Source organism: Streptomyces sp. NPDC039736, from assembly GCF_055596485.1.
The window spans coordinates 72,034-89,711 of sequence record NZ_JBVIUQ010000005.1 but is presented as its reverse complement, the minus strand read 5'-3'; the positions used below and the strand labels follow the sequence as shown (position 1 = coordinate 89,711).

17 protein-coding genes are annotated in these 17,678 nt (G+C 73.8%); 9 read left to right on the top strand and 8 right to left on the bottom strand.

From position 1 onward, the window contains the following. The first annotated feature begins 142 nt into the window (after positions 1 to 142). Entirely contained in the window at positions 143 to 841 is a 699-nt protein-coding gene (locus ACZ56L_RS17085; protein WP_471065216.1) for a DsbA family oxidoreductase, read from the top strand. A gap of 61 nt (positions 842 to 902) precedes the next feature. Beyond that, complete coding sequence (locus tag ACZ56L_RS17080; RefSeq protein WP_471064783.1) at positions 903 to 1,991, top strand: aminotransferase class V-fold PLP-dependent enzyme; 1,089 nt, start codon at positions 903 to 905, stop codon at positions 1,989 to 1,991. 49 nt (positions 1,992 to 2,040) lie between these two features. Here the strand turns inward: ACZ56L_RS17080 and ACZ56L_RS17075 are convergent, their stop codons facing one another. Both ACZ56L_RS17075 and ACZ56L_RS17070 read right to left on the bottom strand, forming a co-directional pair. After that, positions 2,041 to 2,940 carry an SCO1860 family LAETG-anchored protein gene (locus ACZ56L_RS17075; RefSeq protein WP_468684210.1) on the bottom strand — a complete coding sequence of 300 codons (900 nt, stop codon included), beginning with the start codon at positions 2,938 to 2,940 and terminating at the stop codon, positions 2,041 to 2,043. Between the two features lie 391 nt (positions 2,941 to 3,331). After that, positions 3,332 to 4,429, bottom strand: a complete 1,098-nt coding sequence (locus ACZ56L_RS17070; protein WP_468684212.1) for an amidohydrolase family protein — start codon at positions 4,427 to 4,429, stop codon at positions 3,332 to 3,334. A 129-nt stretch (positions 4,430 to 4,558) separates the two neighbouring features. On the opposite strand from ACZ56L_RS17070, the gene ACZ56L_RS17065 reads away from it, so the two are divergent. The 5 genes from ACZ56L_RS17065 to thpD all read left to right on the top strand — a co-directional run bounded on the left by ACZ56L_RS17065 (position 4,559) and on the right by thpD (position 9,425). Beyond that, positions 4,559 to 5,668 (top strand): pyridoxal-phosphate-dependent aminotransferase family protein, encoded by a 1,110-nt coding sequence (locus ACZ56L_RS17065; RefSeq protein WP_471064780.1) that lies wholly within the window; start codon positions 4,559 to 4,561, stop codon positions 5,666 to 5,668. 336 nt (positions 5,669 to 6,004) lie between these two features. Further along, positions 6,005 to 6,541, top strand: a complete 537-nt coding sequence (gene ectA / locus ACZ56L_RS17060) for a diaminobutyrate acetyltransferase (RefSeq protein ID WP_471064779.1) — start codon at positions 6,005 to 6,007, stop codon at positions 6,539 to 6,541. A gap of 245 nt (positions 6,542 to 6,786) precedes the next feature. Further along, entirely contained in the window at positions 6,787 to 8,055 is a 1,269-nt protein-coding gene (gene ectB, locus ACZ56L_RS17055) for a diaminobutyrate--2-oxoglutarate transaminase (protein WP_345224209.1), read from the top strand. Between the two features lie 50 nt (positions 8,056 to 8,105). Continuing rightward, positions 8,106 to 8,504 carry an ectoine synthase gene (locus ACZ56L_RS17050; RefSeq protein WP_345224211.1) on the top strand — a complete coding sequence of 133 codons (399 nt, stop codon included), beginning with the start codon at positions 8,106 to 8,108 and terminating at the stop codon, positions 8,502 to 8,504. A gap of 6 nt (positions 8,505 to 8,510) precedes the next feature. After that, a complete protein-coding gene (gene thpD / locus ACZ56L_RS17045) occupies positions 8,511 to 9,425 on the top strand; it encodes an ectoine hydroxylase (RefSeq protein ID WP_471064776.1) in 915 nt (304 codons plus the stop codon). Between the two features lie 70 nt (positions 9,426 to 9,495). Here the strand turns inward: thpD and ACZ56L_RS17040 are convergent, their stop codons facing one another. Next, the gene (locus ACZ56L_RS17040) at positions 9,496 to 10,575 is read right to left on the bottom strand and encodes an alkene reductase (RefSeq protein ID WP_471064774.1); all 1,080 of its coding nucleotides are present in this window, start codon (positions 10,573 to 10,575) and stop codon (positions 9,496 to 9,498) included. Positions 10,576 to 10,702: 127 nt separating this feature from the next. Between ACZ56L_RS17040 and ACZ56L_RS17035 the strand changes: the two genes are divergently transcribed. Next, on the top strand, positions 10,703 to 11,170 hold the full coding sequence (locus tag ACZ56L_RS17035; RefSeq protein ID WP_345224217.1) for a MarR family winged helix-turn-helix transcriptional regulator: 468 nt from the start codon (positions 10,703 to 10,705) through the stop codon (positions 11,168 to 11,170). Positions 11,171 to 11,297: 127 nt separating this feature from the next. On the opposite strand, the gene cobC is transcribed toward ACZ56L_RS17035, so the two are convergent. Both cobC and ACZ56L_RS17025 read right to left on the bottom strand, forming a co-directional pair. Continuing rightward, positions 11,298 to 12,341: an Rv2231c family pyridoxal phosphate-dependent protein CobC gene (cobC, locus tag ACZ56L_RS17030; RefSeq protein WP_468684219.1), complete on the bottom strand. Its 1,044-nt coding sequence runs from the start codon at positions 12,339 to 12,341 to the stop codon at positions 11,298 to 11,300. Next, entirely contained in the window at positions 12,331 to 12,756 is a 426-nt protein-coding gene (locus ACZ56L_RS17025; RefSeq protein ID WP_471064772.1) for a cobalamin biosynthesis protein, read from the bottom strand. The genes cobC and ACZ56L_RS17025 overlap by 11 nt, the downstream gene beginning before the upstream one ends. An 83-nt stretch (positions 12,757 to 12,839) precedes the next feature. On the opposite strand from ACZ56L_RS17025, the gene ACZ56L_RS17020 reads away from it, so the two are divergent. Then, positions 12,840 to 13,568 carry a ZIP family metal transporter gene (locus tag ACZ56L_RS17020; protein WP_471065214.1) on the top strand — a complete coding sequence of 243 codons (729 nt, stop codon included), beginning with the start codon at positions 12,840 to 12,842 and terminating at the stop codon, positions 13,566 to 13,568. An 8-nt stretch (positions 13,569 to 13,576) separates the two neighbouring features. Here the strand turns inward: ACZ56L_RS17020 and ACZ56L_RS17015 are convergent, their stop codons facing one another. The 3 genes from ACZ56L_RS17015 to ACZ56L_RS17005 are packed head-to-tail and all read right to left on the bottom strand — an operon-like array spanning position 13,577 to position 17,618. Then, complete coding sequence (locus ACZ56L_RS17015; RefSeq protein WP_401757827.1) at positions 13,577 to 14,974, bottom strand: cobyrinate a,c-diamide synthase; 1,398 nt, start codon at positions 14,972 to 14,974, stop codon at positions 13,577 to 13,579. Next, positions 14,968 to 15,576 (bottom strand): cob(I)yrinic acid a,c-diamide adenosyltransferase, encoded by a 609-nt coding sequence (gene cobO, locus ACZ56L_RS17010; RefSeq protein ID WP_345224226.1) that lies wholly within the window; start codon positions 15,574 to 15,576, stop codon positions 14,968 to 14,970. The genes ACZ56L_RS17015 and cobO overlap by 7 nt, the downstream gene beginning before the upstream one ends. A gap of 2 nt (positions 15,577 to 15,578) precedes the next feature. Next, entirely contained in the window at positions 15,579 to 17,618 is a 2,040-nt protein-coding gene (locus tag ACZ56L_RS17005; protein ID WP_471064769.1) for a putative cobaltochelatase, read from the bottom strand. Positions 17,619 to 17,678 lie beyond the last annotated feature (60 nt).

The window sequence follows — 17,678 nt, the reverse complement described above, 5'->3', positions numbered from 1 at the left end:
GGATGATGCCGGGCAGGCTATCGAACAAGGGATCGAATAAGGGTGGGAATGGGGACGGCCGCGGCGCGGTTGCCCCTGTTGTTGACAGTTGTACTTGTATGAGACCGGGAGAAGAAGAACCATGACCACCCCCGCCGCCCCCCTGCGCGTAGAGATCTGGTCCGACGTGGCGTGTCCCTGGTGCTACGTGGGCAAGGCCCGTTTCGAGAAGGGCCTCGAAGCCTTCGCGCACCGGGCCGACGTCGAGGTGGTCCACCGTTCCTTCGAGCTCGACCCGAACCGTGCCAAGGGCGACGTCGTCCCGGTCGTGGACCTGCTGGCGCAGAAGTACGGCCGCACGCCCGAGCAGGCGCGCGCCATGGAGGAGACCGTCGCCGCCAACGCGCACGCCGAGGGCCTCGGTTACGTCACCGAGGGCCGCGACAGCGGCTCCACCTTCGACATCCACCGCGTCCTGCACCTCGCCAAGGAGCGCGGCCTGCAGAGCGAGCTGCTCGACCTCGCCTACCGCGCGAACTTCGCCGGGACCGCGTCCGTCTTCGACGACGAGGTGCTGGTCGGTCTCGCCGTACGGGCGGGCCTCGCGGAGGCCGAGGTGCGCGCGGTGCTGGCCGACCCGTCCGCGTACGCCGGGGCGGTCCGCGCCGACGAGCGCGAGGCGGCCGAACTCGGCGCGAGCGGGGTGCCGTTCTTCGTCTTCGACCGCCGTTACGGGCTGTCCGGCGGACAGCCCGCCGAGGTCTTCACGAAGGCGCTGGAACAGGCGTGGCAGGGCCGCTCGCCCCTGGTGCAGGTGGCGGCCGAGGGGCAGGCCTGCGAAGTGGACGGCAACTGCGCCTGAAACGCGGCCCGTTGGGTGAAACGGCGTGGACGGGGCGGGGCGGGCCGGGCAGAGTTCCCGTATGAACTCTTCTTCCCGTCCCGCCCCCTCCGTCCGTCCCGCCGAAACCGGGCTCGTCCCCGGCGAGTTCGCCCCCGAAGGCGCCTACCTCAACACCTCCTCCTACGGGCTCATGCCGCGCCGCACCGTCGAGGCCGTCACCACGCTCACCGAGCTGAGCGCCCGTGGGCTGCGGCCCGACGCGGGCACGTACGAGGCCGTGGACGTGGCCCGCGCGGCGTACGGGCGGCTGGTCGGCGTCGATGCGGGCCGGGTCGCCGTCGGCACGTCGGTCGCGTCCCATACGTCCGTGGTGGCGGCCGCGCTGGCGCCGGGCTCCGAAGTCCTGCTGCCCGAGGGGGAGTTCTCCTCGCTGGTGCAGCCCTTCGTCGTACGTCCGGACCTCAAGGTGCGGTGCGTTCCGCTCGACGACCTCGCGGCGGCGGTGCGGCCGGAGACCGCGCTGGTGGCGTGGGCCGTCGTGCAGTCCGCGGACGGCCGGGTGGCCGACGACGCGGCGGTACGGGCCGCCGCCGCGGCGCACGGGGCCCGCACGCTGGCCGACCTGTCGCAGGCGGCGGGGTGGCTGGCGGTGGACGCCGGGGCCTACGACTACACGGTGACGGCCGCGTACAAGTACCTGCTGTGCCCGCGCGGGACGTCCTTCCTGACCGTCTCGCAGGAGGCACAGGACGTCACCCCGCCGATCCAGGCCGGATGGTCGGCGGCCGAGGACATCTGGGCGAGCACCTACGGGCCGGTCGCGGAACTGGCCCGGTCGGCACGGCGGTACGACACCTCCGTCCCCTTCCTCTGCTATCAGGGGGCGGTGGAGTCGCTGGCCCTGCTGGAGTCGGTCGGCGTCGAGGCGGTGGCGGCCCACAACGTGGGGCTCGCGGACCGGCTCCGGGCCGGGCTGCGGGAGGCGGGCCACGAGCCGGTGGCGGCCCCGGGCTCGGGCATCGTGGCCGTGCCGGGACTGGGCGACCGGGCGGCCGGGCTGGAGCGGGCGGGGGTGCGGGTGTCCGCGCGGGCGGGGAACCTGCGGGTGTCCTTCCACCTCTACAACACGGCCCAGGACGTGGACCGCGTGCTGTCCGTCCTGGGGTGACGGGACGTCCCGGTGCCGGGGCGCGGCCCCGGCACCGGCCGTGCCCGGGCTACGCCCGCCGGCCCCGGGCCACCGCCGCGCCGCCCACCGCCAGCAGCAGCACTCCGCCGCCCACCAGGTACGGCGTCGCCGAACTGCCGCCCGTCTCCGCCAGGTTGACCGGATCGGCCGCCACCGTCTGGGGCGCGGGAGCGGCGGCGGGGGCGGCGGGGGCGGGGGCGGCGGGGGCCGCCTGCACCGTGCGGACGTCCGGCACCGTGCACGCCGTGGAGGCCAGGGTCACCACCCCCTCCACCTCCGCCACGTTCAGCTTCAGCGGGTTCACCGACACCTTCAGCTCCAGCGCCGCCGCGGCCGCCTCCCGCGTCGTCGTGTGCGTCCTGGCGAGGGTCAGCGCCACCTCGCCCACCGCCGGGACCCGCACCCGCGTCACCCCGCCCGCCGTCAGCGTGACCCGCTTGCCCAGCACCGTCACCCGCCCCAGCGCGTTCGCCTCCGCCTCCGGGCGGGCCCCCGCCACGCACACCGACCGCGAGGTGATCTTCTCGACCTCGATCAGCGACAGCAGGGGCAGCCCCGGCACGTGCACCTTCGCCCGGGCCAGCTCCGCGTGCGCCTCGGCCCGTTCCGCCCGCACGTCCGCCCCGGCCGTCGCCACGTCCGCCCGCAGCATCGACACCGGCCGCCCCGCGCCGACCCCGTCCACCGTCACCGTCAACGCGGTCCGCGAGGCGGTCCCGGGGGCCGTCACCTCGTTCAGGGAGGCCTTCACCGGCACGTTCAGCGACTTGTCGAGCAGGGACACGTCCAGGCCGGCCGTCAGGACGGACGCCCGCGCCGTCCCCTTGTCGTCGCCGGTGGCCTGCGCGGGGCCCGCGGCCAGGGCCAGCAGCGTCAGCGCCCCGGCGGCAGAGGCGACTGCGGGCAGGCGGAAGAGAGAGCTGTTCAAGGCGGTGGACCCCCACAGAGAAGCACGCGTGAATGACGCCGCCCGACCCGCGGCCGTCCGTCACGGGGGACACCGTGGCGGCCGCGGTCGGGCGACTGAGACAGGGGAATCCTTACGCACCGAGGGTGAATGAGGGGGCGCAGAGCGTGAGTTCACCCCAAGGGGTGGTTTTCGCGCATGAGTTCGCAACTGGAGGCCCCTGAGGGCACGGGAGTTCGCTCCCTTCACCCCCGTCCGGGGGAGCGCCCGGGGGGACGCACGACGGAGAACGCCCGCTCCCCGCCACGCGTCCGTCAACCCCCCGCCACCGCGCGCTCCCCGCCACCGCGCACCCCTGGCCTCCGCCGGCCGCTACGCGCCCCGCACCCCCGCCCCCCGCGTCACACGTCCGTCACCGCCCCGCCACCACGCGCCCGTTCACCACCACGTGCCGAGGCGCCCCCAGCACCCGGACGTCCGCCCTCGGGTCCGCCTCGTACACCACCAGGTCCGCCGGAGCGCCCTCCTCCAGGCCCGGGCGCCCCAGCCATTCCCGCGCGCCCCACGCCGTCGCGGCGAGCGCGTCCCGGGCGGGGATGCCCGCCTTGACCAGTTCGGCCACCTCCTCCGCCACCAGGCCGTGGGCGAGGGCGCCGCCCGCGTCCGTGCCGACGAACACCGGGATGCCCGCGTCGTACGCCGCGCGCACCGTGTCGTACCGGCGCGCGTGCAGTGCGCGCATGTGCGCCGACCAGCGCGGGAACTTCGCCTCGCCGCCGTCCGCGAGGTGCGGGAAGGTGGCGATGTTGACCAGCGTCGGAACGATCGCCACCCCGCGCTCGGCGAACAGCGGAATGGTGTCCTCGGTCAGGCCCGTCGCGTGCTCGACGCAGTCGATCCCGGACTCCACCAGGTCGCGCAGCGAGTCCTCGGCGAAGCAGTGCGCCGTCACCCGCGCGCCCAGCCGGTGCGCCTCCGCGATGGCCGCCGCCACCTCGCCGCGCGGCCAGCACGGGGTCAGGTCGCCCGCCTCGCGGTCGATCCAGTCGCCGACCAGCTTCACCCAGCCGTCGCTGCGCCGGGCCTCGGCCGCGACGTACGCGACCAGGTCGCCGGGCTCGATCTCGTGCGCGTAGTTGCGGATGTAGCGGCGGGTGCGGGCGATGTGCCGGCCCGCCCGGATGATCTTCGGGAGGTCGTCCCGGTCGTCGATCCAGCGGGTGTCCGCCGCCGACCCGGCGTCCCGGATCAGCAGCGTCCCCGCGTCCCGGTCGGTCAGCGCCTGCCGCTCGCTGGTCGCGGCGTCCACGGCCCCGTGCCGGTCGAGCCCGACGTGGCAGTGCGCGTCGACCAGGCCGGGCATCGTCCAGCCCTCCAGCACCGTCGGCTCCACGGCCCCCGGCGGGCGTTCGTAGGTGATCCGGCCGTCCACCGCCCACAGTTCGTCCCGTACGTCCTCCGGGCCGGCCAGCACCCGCCCCTTCACGTGCAGCACCTCGTGATCGCTCATTCGAGCACTGTACGAGGCCGGGCGCGCCCCCGGCCGGTCGTGCCGGGGACCGGCGAAAGCGCCCGGACACGGCGGTGGGACTACCCTCGGCCGGGTAAGACCGAACACTGATCCGAAGAGAGCGCCGCCGTGACCCACAGCCTGCTGGACCTGCCCGCCCTCACCGCCGAGGACGTCGCGCGCATCGACCGCAAGGTCGCCGCCCTCCTGGACACCGAGCAGGACGTCGTGATCATGCAGGGCGAGGCGCTGCTGCCGCTGGAGGCGTGCATCCGGGCCGGCGCACCGCGCGGCTCGCACGCGCTGAACATCGTCACCGGTCCTTACGGGCAGACCTTCGGCAACTGGCTGCGCGACTGCGGCGCCACCGTGCACGACCTCGCGGTGCCCTTCCACGCGGCGGTCACCGCCGAAGCGGTGCGCGACGCGCTCGCCGCCCACCCGGAGATCGGCTTCGTGTCCCTGGTGCACGCCGAGGCCGCCACCGGCAACACCAACCCGGTCGCCGCGATCGGGGACGTCGTCCGCGAGCACGGCGCGCTGTTCTACCTCGACGCCGTCGCCTCCGTCGGCGCGGAGCCGGTGCGCCCCGACGCGTGGGGCGTCGACATGTGCGTCATCGGCGCGCAGAAGGCGATGGGCGGTCCCGCCGGGGTCTCCGCCGTCGCGGTCAGCGCCCGCGCCTGGGAGCGCTTCGCCGCCAACCCCGACGCGCCCCGCGCCTCGTACCTCTCGCTCCTGGACTGGAAGGCCCGCTGGATCGACGGCGGCCGCCGGACGCTGATGTTCGCCCCCGCGCAGTTGGAGATGCTGGCCCTGGAGGCATGCCTGGACCGCATCGCGGCGGACGGGCTCGACGCCGTCATGGCCCGCCACGCCCGGGCGGCCGGGGCGGCCCGGGCCGGCGCGCTCGCGCTCGGCGGCGGGATCGAGCCGTTCGTGTACGAGGCCGGGGCCGCGGCCCCCGTCGCCACCACGCTGCGGGTGACCGGCGGGCTCGACGCGTCCGAGGTCGTCGCGGAGGCCCTCGCGCTCGACCCCTCCGTGCCGCTGATCGCGGGCGGCGGCGCGCTCGCCAAGGAGATGATCCGGGTCAACCACTACGGCACGGACGCCACCCGTGAGGCCGTGCTCGCCTCGCTGGAGGCGCTGGGCGGGGCACTGGAGCGGCTCGGCGCACCGGGCGTGAAGACCGCTTCTGCCCGGGCGGCCGTCGCGGAAACCTGGCCGGGCGAATAACTCACACGTAATTGCCGATGGAATTGCCGGGCATTCCCCGGAATTAACGGAGGCCCACAGATAAACGGGAAGCTGCTTGTTCACCGCAGCTTCCCGTTTTCTTCTGCCCGCGATCATGGAGCCTAAACACCAGGATTCCGCAGGGGTCACACCGGTGTTTCGGACGTGTGACCGACCCCACATGCAAGCCGATTTGCCCGGAAATTACCGGGCAAATCGGCTTCATTCGCGACCGGTTCACCAGCGGTTCGCGCTCGCGCGATAACACGGAAAGCGTCATCAGCCAACCCCATCCCTCCATGCATTTTTTGAATTCCCTCGGTAAATTTCACCGACATGACTGCCGCACAAGCAGACCCAGTAACCACGTCAGTTTTGGAGATCGACAGCCCGCGAGTGGAGGACGGAGCTGCGATCTGGCGCATTGCCCGCGACTCCGAGGTCCTGGACCTGAACTCCTCGTACAGCTACCTCCTGTGGTGTCGCGACTTCGCGACGACTTCGGTGGTCGCCCGCGACCGGCCCGGCGGCGACCCGATCGCCTTCATCACCGGCTACGTCCGCCCGGAGCGCCCCGAGACGCTGGTCGTCTGGCAGGTGGCCGTCGACGACGCGCACCGCGGCCGGGGACTGGCCGGAACCCTGCTGGACGCGCTGACCCTGAAGGTCGCCGCCAGCCACGGCATCACCGCCGTCGAGACGACGATCACGCCGGATAACATCCCGTCCGACCGGTTGTTCACCTCCTACGCGGAGCGCCGCGGCGCGACCGTCAGCCGCGAAGTCCTCTTCGACGAGGGCGTGTTCCCCGCCGACTCGGGCGAGAGCCACCTGCCCGAGGTGCTGTACCGGATCGCGCCGGTGGCGGCCTGAGCCGTACGCGCGCCGGCAGCGGCCCGAGCCGCGTGCCCGCCGGTGGCGGCCCCGGACCGTACGCCCGCCGGCACCGGTCCGAGCCATTCGTACGCCGGTAGCGGCGTGGCCTGCGGGCGCACCGGCCCGGCCCGAGCCGTACGCACGCCGTCCCGCGACGAACGGGACGGCCCCGTCCCGCGACGGCCGGGACCCCCGAACTTCTTCTTCGCACATCCGCCCTCTCCCCATCCCAGGAGACCGCTGTGACCATCACGCCCCCCGCCCTGAGTGTCTTCGAGACCGTTGAGTCCGAGGTCCGCAGCTACTGCCGGAGCTGGCCCGCCGTGTTCGACCGCGCGCAGGGCTCGCGCATGTACGACGAGGACGGCCACACCTACCTCGACTTCTTCGCCGGCGCCGGCTCCCTCAACTACGGGCACAACAACCCGGTCCTCAAACGCGCCCTGATCGACTACATCGAGCGCGACGGCGTCACCCACGGCCTGGACATGGCGACCACCGCCAAGCGCGCCTTCCTGGAGACCTTCCAGAACGTGATCCTGCGCCCCCGCGACCTCCCCTACAAGGTGATGTTCCCGGGCCCGACGGGCACCAACGCGGTCGAGGCCGCGCTGAAGCTGGCCCGCAAGGTCAAGGGCCGCGAGTCGGTCGTGTCCTTCACCAACGCCTTCCACGGCATGTCGCTGGGCTCGCTCGCCGTCACCGGCAACGCCTTCAAGCGCGCCGGGGCGGGCATCCCCCTCGTGCACGGCACGCCGATGCCGTTCGACAACTACTTCGACGGCCAGGTCCCGGACTTCCTGTGGTTCGAGCGCCTCCTGGAGGACCAGGGCTCGGGCCTCAACAAGCCCGCCGCCGTGATCGTCGAGACCGTCCAGGGCGAGGGCGGCATCAACGTCGCCCGCGCCGAGTGGCTGCGCGCGCTCCAGGAGCTGTGCCACCGCCAGGACATGCTCCTGATCGTCGACGACATCCAGATGGGCTGCGGCCGCACCGGCGCGTTCTTCTCCTTCGAGGAGGCGGGCATCCAGCCGGACATCGTCACCCTCTCGAAGTCCATCAGCGGCTACGGACTGCCCATGTCGCTCTGCCTGTTCAAGCCGGAGCTCGACGTCTGGGAGCCCGGCGAGCACAACGGCACCTTCCGCGGCAACAACCCGGCCTTCGTCACGGCCGTCGCCGCGCTGAACGCCTACTGGGCCGACGGCCAGATGGAGAAGCAGACCATCGCCCGCGGCGAGCTGGTCGAGCGCGCGCTGCTCGCCATCGCCGACGAGAACGCCGAGTCCGGCGTCAGCTTCCGCGGCCGCGGCCTGGTCTGGGGCATGGAGTTCACCGACAAGAACCGCGCCACGGCCGTCTGCCGCCGCGCCTTCGAGCTCGGCATGCTCCTGGAGACCTCCGGCCCGGAGAGCGAGGTCGTGAAGCTGCTTCCGTCGCTCACCATCTCCGCCGAAGAACTCGACGAGGGGCTGCGCATCCTGGCCCGCGCGGTCCGCGAGACCGCCTGACCCCCCGTCACCTCTCAGCCGACGTACGCAAGAGAAAGGCCCAACCCACCGTGATCGTCCGCTCGTTCAAGGACATCGAAGGAACCGACCGCCATGTGAAGGCCAAGTCCGGCACCTGGGAGAGCAAGCGCATCGTCCTCGCCAAGGAGAAGGTCGGCTTCTCCCTGCACGAGACGACGCTCTACGCGGGCACCGAGACCCAGATGTGGTACGCGAACCACATCGAGGCCGTGCTGTGCGTCGAGGGCGAGGCGGAGCTCACCAACGACGAGACCGGCGAGACCCACTGGATCGAGCCCGGCACCATGTACCTGCTGGACGGCCACGAGCGCCACACCATGCGCCCCAAGACCGACTTCCGGTGCGTGTGCGTGTTCAACCCTCCCGTGACCGGACGGGAGGACCACGACGAGAACGGCGTCTACCCGCTGCTGACCGAGGAGGTCTGAGCCGAAATGACCGACGTACTGACGAACCCCACGGGCTCCGCCACCCGCGACCTCTACCCCACCCGCGGCGCGACCGAGGTCACCACCCCCCGCCAGGACCCGGTGGTCTGGTCGGCCCCCGGCGCCGAGGGCCCGATCACGGCCGGCGACCTGTCCGGCTACGAGCGGGACGGCTTCCTCACCGTCGACCAACTGATCACGGACGAGGAGGTCGCCCTCTACCGGGCCGAGCTGGACCGGCTGGTCGCCGATCCGGCGGTGCGGGCCGACGAGCGCTCCATCGTCGAGCCGGCGTCGCAGTCCGTGCGGTCGGTCTTCGAGGTGCACAAGCTCAGCTCCGTCTTCGCGCAGCTCGTGCGGGACCCGCGCGTGGTGGGCCGGGCCCGTCAGATCCTCGGCTCGGACGTCTACGTCCACCAGTCGCGGATCAACGTCAAGCCCGGCTTCGGGGCGTCCGGCTTCTACTGGCACTCCGACTTCGAGACCTGGCACGCCGAGGACGGCCTGCCGAACATGCGCACCGTCTCGGTCTCCATCGCGCTCACGGAGAACTTCGACACCAACGGCGGGCTGATGATCATGCCCGGCTCGCACCGGCACTTCCTGGGCTGCGCGGGCGAGACGCCGAAGGACAACTACAAGAAGTCCCTCCAGATGCAGGACGCGGGCACCCCGTCCGACGAGGCGCTGACCCGGATGGCCGACGCGCACGGCATCAAGCTCTTCACCGGGCGCGCCGGTTCGGCCACCTGGTTCGACTGCAACTGCATGCACGGCTCCGGCGACAACATCACGCCGTACGCCCGCAGCAACGTCTTCATCGTGTTCAACAGCGTGGAGAACACGGCGGTGGAGCCCTTCGCGGCCCCCGTGCCGCGCCCCGACTTCATCGGCGCGCGGGACTTCACCCCCGTGCGGTAGTTCCCGCCGCGCGTACGCCGTGGGGCCGGCCTCCGTCGCGGAGGCCGGCCCCACGCGGCAGGTCCGGGGGCTAGCCGGCCAGGGCGGGGTAGTCCGTGAAGCCCTTCGCGTCGCCGCCGAAGAAGGTGGCCGGGTCGGGGGCGTTGTACGGGCCCCCGGTGGCCAGCCGGGCGGGCAGGTCCGGGTTGGCGAGGAACAGCGCGCCGAACGCGAGCACGTCGGCGGCCCCCTCGTCGAGCAGCGGCAGCGCGCGGTGGTCGGTGGGCCCGTCGGTGTAAGGGTTGAGCACGAAGGTCCCGTCGAAGGCCGCGCGCAGCACCGGGGTCAGGGCGCGGAACTCGTCCGTGGCCTCGGTCACGTGCAGGTAGGCCAGGCCCAGCGGCGACAGCGCGGCGACCAGGGCCTCGTACGTCGCGGGGACCTCGGTCTCGGTGATGTCGTTGTACGGGTTGCCGGGGGAGAGGCGGATCGCGGTGCGCTCCGCGCCGATCTCGGCGGCGACCGCCTTGACGGTCTCCACGGCGAAGCGGATGCGGTTCTCCACGGTGCCGCCGCCCCATTCGTCGGTGCGCAGGTTGGCGTTGGCGGACAGGAACTGGTGGATCAGGTACCCGTTGGCGCCGTGCAGTTCGACCCCGTCGAAGCCGGCGTCGACGGCGTTGCGGGCGGCCCGGGCGAAGTCCCGTACCGTCTCGCGGATCTCGTCGGCGGTGAGCTCGCGGGGCTCGGTGAAGTCGGCGGGGCCCGTGGCGGTGAAGAGCTGCCCGGCCGGGGTCACGGCGGAGGGGGCGACCGGGGTCAGGCCCTCGGGGAGCAGGCTCGGATGGCCGATCCGGCCGCCGTGCATGAGCTGGGCGAAGATCACGCCGCCGCCGGCGTGCACCGCGTCGGTGACCTTCCGCCACCCGGCGACCTGCTCCTGGCTGTGCAGGCCGGGGGTGAACGGGTAGCCCTGGCCGACCACGGAGGGCTGGATCCCCTCGGTGACGAGCAGCCCGGCGGAGGCGCGCTGGGCGTAGTACTCGGCGACCAGCTCGGTCGGCACACCGCCCTCCCCGGCACGGCTGCGGGTCATGGGGGCCAGGGCGATGCGGTTGGCGAGAGCGGTGCCGGCGAGGTCGTGCGCGGTGAAAGCGGTGGCGGTGGTCACGGTGAGCCTCCGAGGCTGATTGTTGGTCGGCCAAGTAATTCTCGACGGCGTCACTGTAACTCATTACTTGGCCGACCAAGTTAAAGTGGTGGAAAGTTTTTGCCGTCCCCTGGAACGAGGCACCGCCATGACCCCGGACGAACCCGCCTGCCCCAGCGCGGGCCCGGTCAGCTTCTCGCTGTCGACGGTGGCCCGGCTGCACCGGATCGCCGCGGGCAGGGTCCTGCGGTGCCTCGGGCTCTACCCGGGGCAGGAGTTCGTGCTGATGCACCTGTGGGAGGCGGGCCCGGTCCGCCAGGCGGAGCTCATCAAGGCCGTCGGCCTGGACCCCTCCACGGTGACGAAGTCCCTCCAGCGCCTGGAGCAGGCGGGGTACGTCCGCCGCCGCCCGGACCCGGCGGACCGCCGCGCCTCCCTGGTCGAGGCCACGGACCGGGGCTGCGCGCTGCGCGAGCGGGTCGGGGAGGCGTGGGCGGCGCTGGAGGCCCGCACCCTGGACGGCCTGACCCCGGCGGAGCGCGAGACGCTCCTGCTCCTGCTGGGCAAGGTCGAAGGCAACCTGTGCCCGGAGGCCGCGCCGGAGGAGTGCGGCTGACCTGCCGGCCCTGTTCCGCCCGGCGTCCGGCGCCGGGCTCGTTCCCGTCCGCGCGGGTGCGTCCCGGCCGCCCGCGTGGTTCCCCGCGCCCCCGACGGGACGCCGAGCCCCCACCGGCCCGCGCGGCTCACCCCTCCGCCAGCACCTTCCCCAGCTCCGTCAGGAAGCGGTCCGTCGTCTCCCGGTCCCGCACCGCGACCCGCACCCACTCCTGCCCGAGCCCCGGAAACGTGTCCCCCCGCCGCACCGCGAACCCCCGCTCCCGCAGGGGCTCCCGCACCTGCGTCGGCACCCGCACCAGGACGAAGGGGGCCCGGGCGCCCCCGACCACGCTCACGGACCCCAGTCCGGCGAGCCCCGCCACCAGGTGGTCCCGGTCCGCCGCGATCCGCACCGCCGCGTCCGCCGCCTCCTCCTGCGCCAGGGGCGACACGCACACCTCCGCCGCCACCAGCGCCGGCGCCGACACCGGCCACAACGGTTGCGCCCGCTCCAGCAGCGCGATCACGTCCGGCGCGGCCGTCACGTACCCCACCCGCAGCCCCGCGAGACCCCACGTCTTCGTCAGGCTCCGCAGCACCACGAGACCCGGCACGTCCGTGCGCCCCACCAGCGCCTCCGGCTCCCCGGGCACCGCGTCCAGGAACGCCTCGTCCACCACCAGCACCCGCCCGGGACGGGCCAGCCGGGCGATCTCCGCCGCCGGGTGCAGCACCGACGTCGGGTTCGTCGGGTTGCCGATCACCACCAGGTCCGCGTCCTCGGGCACCGCCGCCGAATCCAGCCGGAAGCCCTCCGACTCCCGCAGCAGCACCCGCCCCACCTCGTGCCCCGCGTCCCGCAGCGCCGCCTCGGGCTCCGTGAACTGCGGGTGCACCACCACCGGCCGCCGCACCCGCAGGGCCCGCGCGAGTAGCACGAACGCCTCCGCCGCGCCCGCCGTCAGCAGCACCCGCTCCACCGGCAGCCCGTGGTGCGCGGCCACCGCCGCCCGTGCCGCCCGCCCGTCCGGGTACGCGGCGAGCGTGTCCAACGAGGCCGCCAGCCGTGCCTTCAGCCATTCCGGCGGCGTGCCGGACCGTACGTTCACCGCGAGGTCCACCAGCCCCGGCGCCGCGCCCCGCACCTCCGCGTCGCCGTGATGCCGCAGGTCATGGCCGTCAGACGTCATCGACAACATCCATTCCGGTACGGGCCACCGCGCACGTCGCCATGGCCGGATGCCCCGCGGGGCTCGACTTCCTCTTCGGCACCAGGAGCTCGCCCCCGGGGCCGGCCGCCGCGAGCGCCGCCGCCTCCGCCACCGACGGCGTGCCCACCGCGCTCAGCGCCCGCCCGGACGGATTCGGCACCGTGACCGAGGCCAGCACGTCCGCCCCGTACGACAGCACCGGCACCCCGAACCTCCGCCCGCACTCCACGATCGCCCGCTCGTCCGCCTTCACGTCGACCGTGGCCAGCGCCCCGACCGAGGCCGGCGGCAGCCCAGCCGCGCCGAGGGCGTCCACCACCAGCGCGTACAACTCCTCGACGGGCGCGTCCTCGCACGCCCCGACCCCCACCGTCACCCGTGCGGCAGCACTCACCGGACATCCTTTCGCGCGGCGAATCGGCCCATTCCGACATGCGCCGCACCGCGCCCATCGACTAGCAAGGGCTCATGGCGTACATGGCGGTCCTCGTCGCGCTCGGCGCGTTCCTGATGACGCTGTTCGGTGGCTGGGTCGCCCAGCGCGTCACCGACCGGCGGCACCTCGTGCTGGGCCTGGCGGGCGGGCTGATGCTCGGCGTGGTCGGCCTGGACCTGCTGCCGGAGGCCCTGGAGGCCGCCGGCAACGAGGTGTTCGGCGTGCCCGCCGCCCTGCTGCTGTTCGTCGGCGGCTTCCTCGTCGCGCACGTCGGCGAGCACCTCCTCGCGGGACGACACGCCGCGCACGGGGGAGAGGAGCAGGACCGCGTCCCGGAGGTCGGACTCACCGCCGCCGCCGCGATGGTCGCCCACAGCCTGATGGACGGCATCGCCCTCGGCGCGGCCTTCCAGGTGGGCGGCGGCATGGGCGCGGCCGTGGCCCTCGCGGTCGTCGCGCACGACTTCGCCGACGGCTTCAACACGTACACCCTGACCAGCCTGTACGGCAACGCCCGCCGCAAGGCCCTGGCGATGCTGTTCGCGGACGCGGCGGCCCCGGTGGTGGGAGCGGCGTCGACGCTCCTGTTCACCCTCCCGGAGGAACTCCTCGGCTGCTACCTGGGCTTCTTCGGCGGCGTCCTGCTGTACCTGGCCGCCGCCGAGATCCTTCCCGAGGCCCACCACGACCACCCGGGCCGCTCGACCCTGCTGTGCACGGCGGCGGGCGCGGGCTTCATCTGGCTGGTGGTGGGCATCGCGGCGGAGTGAGTGCGGGCTCATGACGCGGCGCACCGCTCCACGAACCGGTACGCCAGCCCAGGAGCGGCAGCCCAGTGCGTGTGCAGATAACTGGCGTGCACATTTCCCTGTACGAAGCCCTCCACCCGGCGCCGCGGATGCGTGAACCCCCACGCGGGCGCGGCCCCGGCCCCCGGCTCGATCACGGTCCGGTGGAACTCGTGCCCGCGCAGCCGCGTCCCGGCGGCGGCCAGCGCGCTGTCCCCGACGGCCACCGCCTCCCGGTATCCGAGCGTCAGCTTCTCCGACATCCGCGCCTCGGCGTCCAGCACCCCGCACATGGGCTGCCCGTCGAGGGAGCGCGCGAGGTACAGGAGCCCGGCGCACTCGGCGGCCACCGGCGCGCCGGACGCGGCCAGTTCGGCGACGGCCCTGCGCAGCGGCTCGTTCGCGGACAGCTCGGGCGCGTACACCTCGGGGAACCCGCCCCCGATGACCAACCCGCGCGTGCCGTCCGGCAGCCGCTCGTCCCGCAGCGGATCGAACGGTACGACGAGCGCCCCGGCCGCGGCCAGCAGCTCGGCGTGCTCGGCGTACGAAAACGTGAACGCGGGCCCGGCCGCCACCGCCACCACCGGCCCCTGCGACTCCGCTTCCCCCGCCCCCTTCGCCCTCGTCCCCCCGGGCGACGGGGCCGCCCCCCGGCCGGCCCCCGCACCGGGCTCCCATGCCACGGAACCCGTGCCCCCCGCACTCCGCGCCAGCGCCAGCACCGCCTCCAGGTCCACCCCGCCCCGCACCTGCTCCGCCAGCGCCGCGACCGCCTCGACCGCCTCCGCCCGCCGCTCCGCCACCGGCACGAGCCCCAGATGCCGCGACGGCGTCCGCACCTGCGGGGCCCGCCGCAGCACTCCGAGCACGGGCACCCCGGAGCCCTCCAGCGCCTCCCGCAACAGCTCCTCGTGCCGGTCGGACCCCACCTTGTTCAGGACGACGCCCCCGATCCGCACCTCCGGGTCCCACGAGGCGAACCCGTGCACCAGCGCCGCCACCGACCGCGACTGCGACGAGCCGTCCACCACCAGGACCACCGGCGCCCGCAGCAGCTTCGCGACCTGCGCCGTGGACGCCAGCTCGCCCTGCCCGGCGGCCCCGTCGTACAGGCCCATCACCCCTTCGACGACCGCCAGGTCGCACCCGGCCGCCCCGTGCTCGAAGAGCGGTCCCACCAGCCCCGTCCCGCACATGTACGCGTCGAGGTTGCGCCCCGGCCGCCCCGTCGCCAGCGCGTGGTACCCGGGGTCGATGTAGTCCGGCCCCACCTTGTGCGGCGACACGGCGAGCCCGCGCTCCGTGAAGGCGGCCATGAGCCCCGTCGCGACCGTGGTCTTGCCGCTGCCCGACGACGGCGCGGCGATGACGATCCGTGCTACCACTCGATGCCCCGCTGGCCCTTCTGACCCGCGTCCATCGGGTGCTTCACCTTCGACATGTCCGTGACCAGGTCGGCCGCGTCCAGCAGCGCCTGCGGGGCGTTGCGCCCGGTGATCACCACGTGCTGCGTGCCCGGCCGCTCGCGCAGCACCCGGACGACCTCGTCCACGTCGATCCACCCCCAGTGCAGCGGGTACGCGAACTCGTCCAGCACGTAGAAGGTGTACGTCTCGGCCGCCAGGTCCCGCTTGACCTGCTCCCAGCCCTCACGCGCCTTGTCCTCGTTGTCGGTGTTGTCGCCGTGCAGGTCCCGCTGCACCCACGACCAGCCCTCGCCCATCTTGTGCCAGGCGACCGTCCCGCCCTCGCCGGTCGCGCCGAGGGCCTTCAGCGCGTTCTCCTCGCCGACCTTCCACTTCGCCGACTTCACGAACTGGAACACCCCGATCGGCCAGCCCTGGTTCCAGGCGCGCAGCGCCATCCCGAAGGCGGCCGTCGACTTCCCCTTGCCGATGCCCGTGTGCACCATGAGCAGCGGCCGGTTGCGGCGCTGGCGGGTGGTGAGCCCGTCGTTCGGTACGCTCGTAGGCTGTCCCTGCGGCATCGTTAAGCGGCCTTCCTCGAAGTTCCCGTGGTTCCCGTGACGTCCTTGACCAGCCCGGCGATGGAGTCCGCGCGCAGCTCGTCGAGCGTGACGGCGGTGCCGCCCAGCTCCCGGGCCAGCTCCGCCGCGAGCCCGAGCCGGACCAGCCCCGACTCGCAGTCCACGACCACCGAGGCGATGCCCTCCGCCTCGTGCAGCCGCGCCGCGCGGCCCGCCAGCGCCACCGGCTCCGGACCGCCGGTCGCCCGGCCGTCCGTCACCACGACCAGCAGCGGCCGCCGCGAGGGGTCGCGCAGCCGCTCCACCCGCAGCACCTCGTGCGCCTTCAGCAGCCCGGCGGCCAGCGGGGTGCGCCCGCCGGTCGGCAGCAGCTCCAGCCGGGCCGCCGCCGCGTCCACGGAGGAGGTCGGCGGAAGCGCGACCTCCGCCTCCTTGCCCCGGAAGGTGACCAGGCCGACCTTGTCCCGCCGCTGGTAGGCGTCGAGCAGCAGCGAGAGCACCGCGCCCTTCACCGCGCTCATCCGCTGCCGCGCCGCCATCGACCCGGACGCGTCCACGACGAACAGCACCAGATTCCCCTCGCGGCCCTCCCGGGTCGCCTGCCGCAGATCGTCCCGGCGCACGACCAGACCGCGCCCGGCGCGTCCGCGCGCGTGCTGGTGCGGGGCGGCGGCCTGCACGGTCGCCGCCAAGTGCAGCTTGGTCAGGGCGCCTTGCGGGCGCACGGCGCCCGTCGTACGGCCGTGCTCGGTGCGCGCCCGGGAGCGGCGTCCGGCCGCGCCCTCGCCCAGGCCCGGCACGCTCAGCATCTTCGTGCGGAACGGCTCGGCGGCCTTGGCGGCGGGCTGCTCGGCGCTGCTCCCGCCGGAGAGGGCGGGCTGCTCCTGCGGCGCCTCGGGCGTGTCGGGGGCCTCCGGCGCACCGGCCTCGGGCGTGTCGGGCGCGTCGTCCTGCGGGGGCAGGCCGCCGCCTCCGGGGCCGTCGGGACCGGGGTCCGGGTCGTCGTCGTTGCCGCCCTCGGGGGGCTCCGGGGGGCTGTTCTGCTCCAGCGTCTCGTCGAGCTTGTCCTCGTCGAGGCCGGGCGCGTCGAAGGGGTTGCGCCGGCGGCGGTGCGGCAGCGCGAGCAGCGCGGCCTGCCGTACGTCCTCCTCCTGTACGTCCTCACGCCCCGCCCAGGCCGCCAGCGCGGTCGCCGTACGGGCCATCACGATGTCGGCCCGCATCCCGTCGACCTCGAAGGCGGCGCAGGTCGCGGCGATCTGGCGCAGTGCGTCGTCGCCGAGCCGCACCTGGGGGAGGAGCGCGCGGGCGGCCGCGATCCGCTCCCGCAGGTCGGCCTCCTCGCCGGCCCACTTCGCGGCGAAGGCCGCCGGGTCGTCGTCGTACGCGAGCCTGCGCCGCACGACCTCCACCCGCTGGTCGGTGTCGCGGGACGCGGCGACCTCGACGGTCAGCCCGAACCGGTCCAGCAACTGCGGCCGCAGCTCGCCCTCTTCGGGGTTCATGGTCCCCACCAGCAGGAACCGCGCGGCGTGCCGCACGGAGACGCCTTCGCGCTCGACGTACGAGGCGCCCATGGCGGCGGCGTCGAGCAGGAGGTCGACCAGGTGGTCGTGGAGGAGGTTGACCTCGTCGACGTAGAGGATGCCGCGATGCGCGTCCGCCAGCAGGCCCGGCTCGAACGCCTTCACGCCCTCGCTGAGCGCCCGCTCGATGTCGAGGGCCCCGACGAGCCGGTCCTCGGAGGCCCCGACGGGCAGCTCGACCGTGCGGGCGGCGCGCGACACGCCGTCCCCGGCCTCGTGGGGACCGTCGGGACACGCCGGGTCGGGGGCGGCCGGGTCGCACGAGAACCGGCACCCCTCCACCACGTGCACCCGCGGCATCAGCGCGGCCAGCGCGCGGACGGCGGTCGACTTCGCGGTGCCCTTCTCGCCGCGTACGAGGACGCCGCCGACGGCGGGCGACACGGCGTTGAGCAGCAGCCCGAGCCGCAGGTCGTCCTGCCCGACGATCGCGGTAAAGGGGTACGGGGTACTCATACGGTCTCCATCGTCGGTCGGTCGGCTTCCCGCGGGCGGCGGGCGGCCTCGGTCATGTAC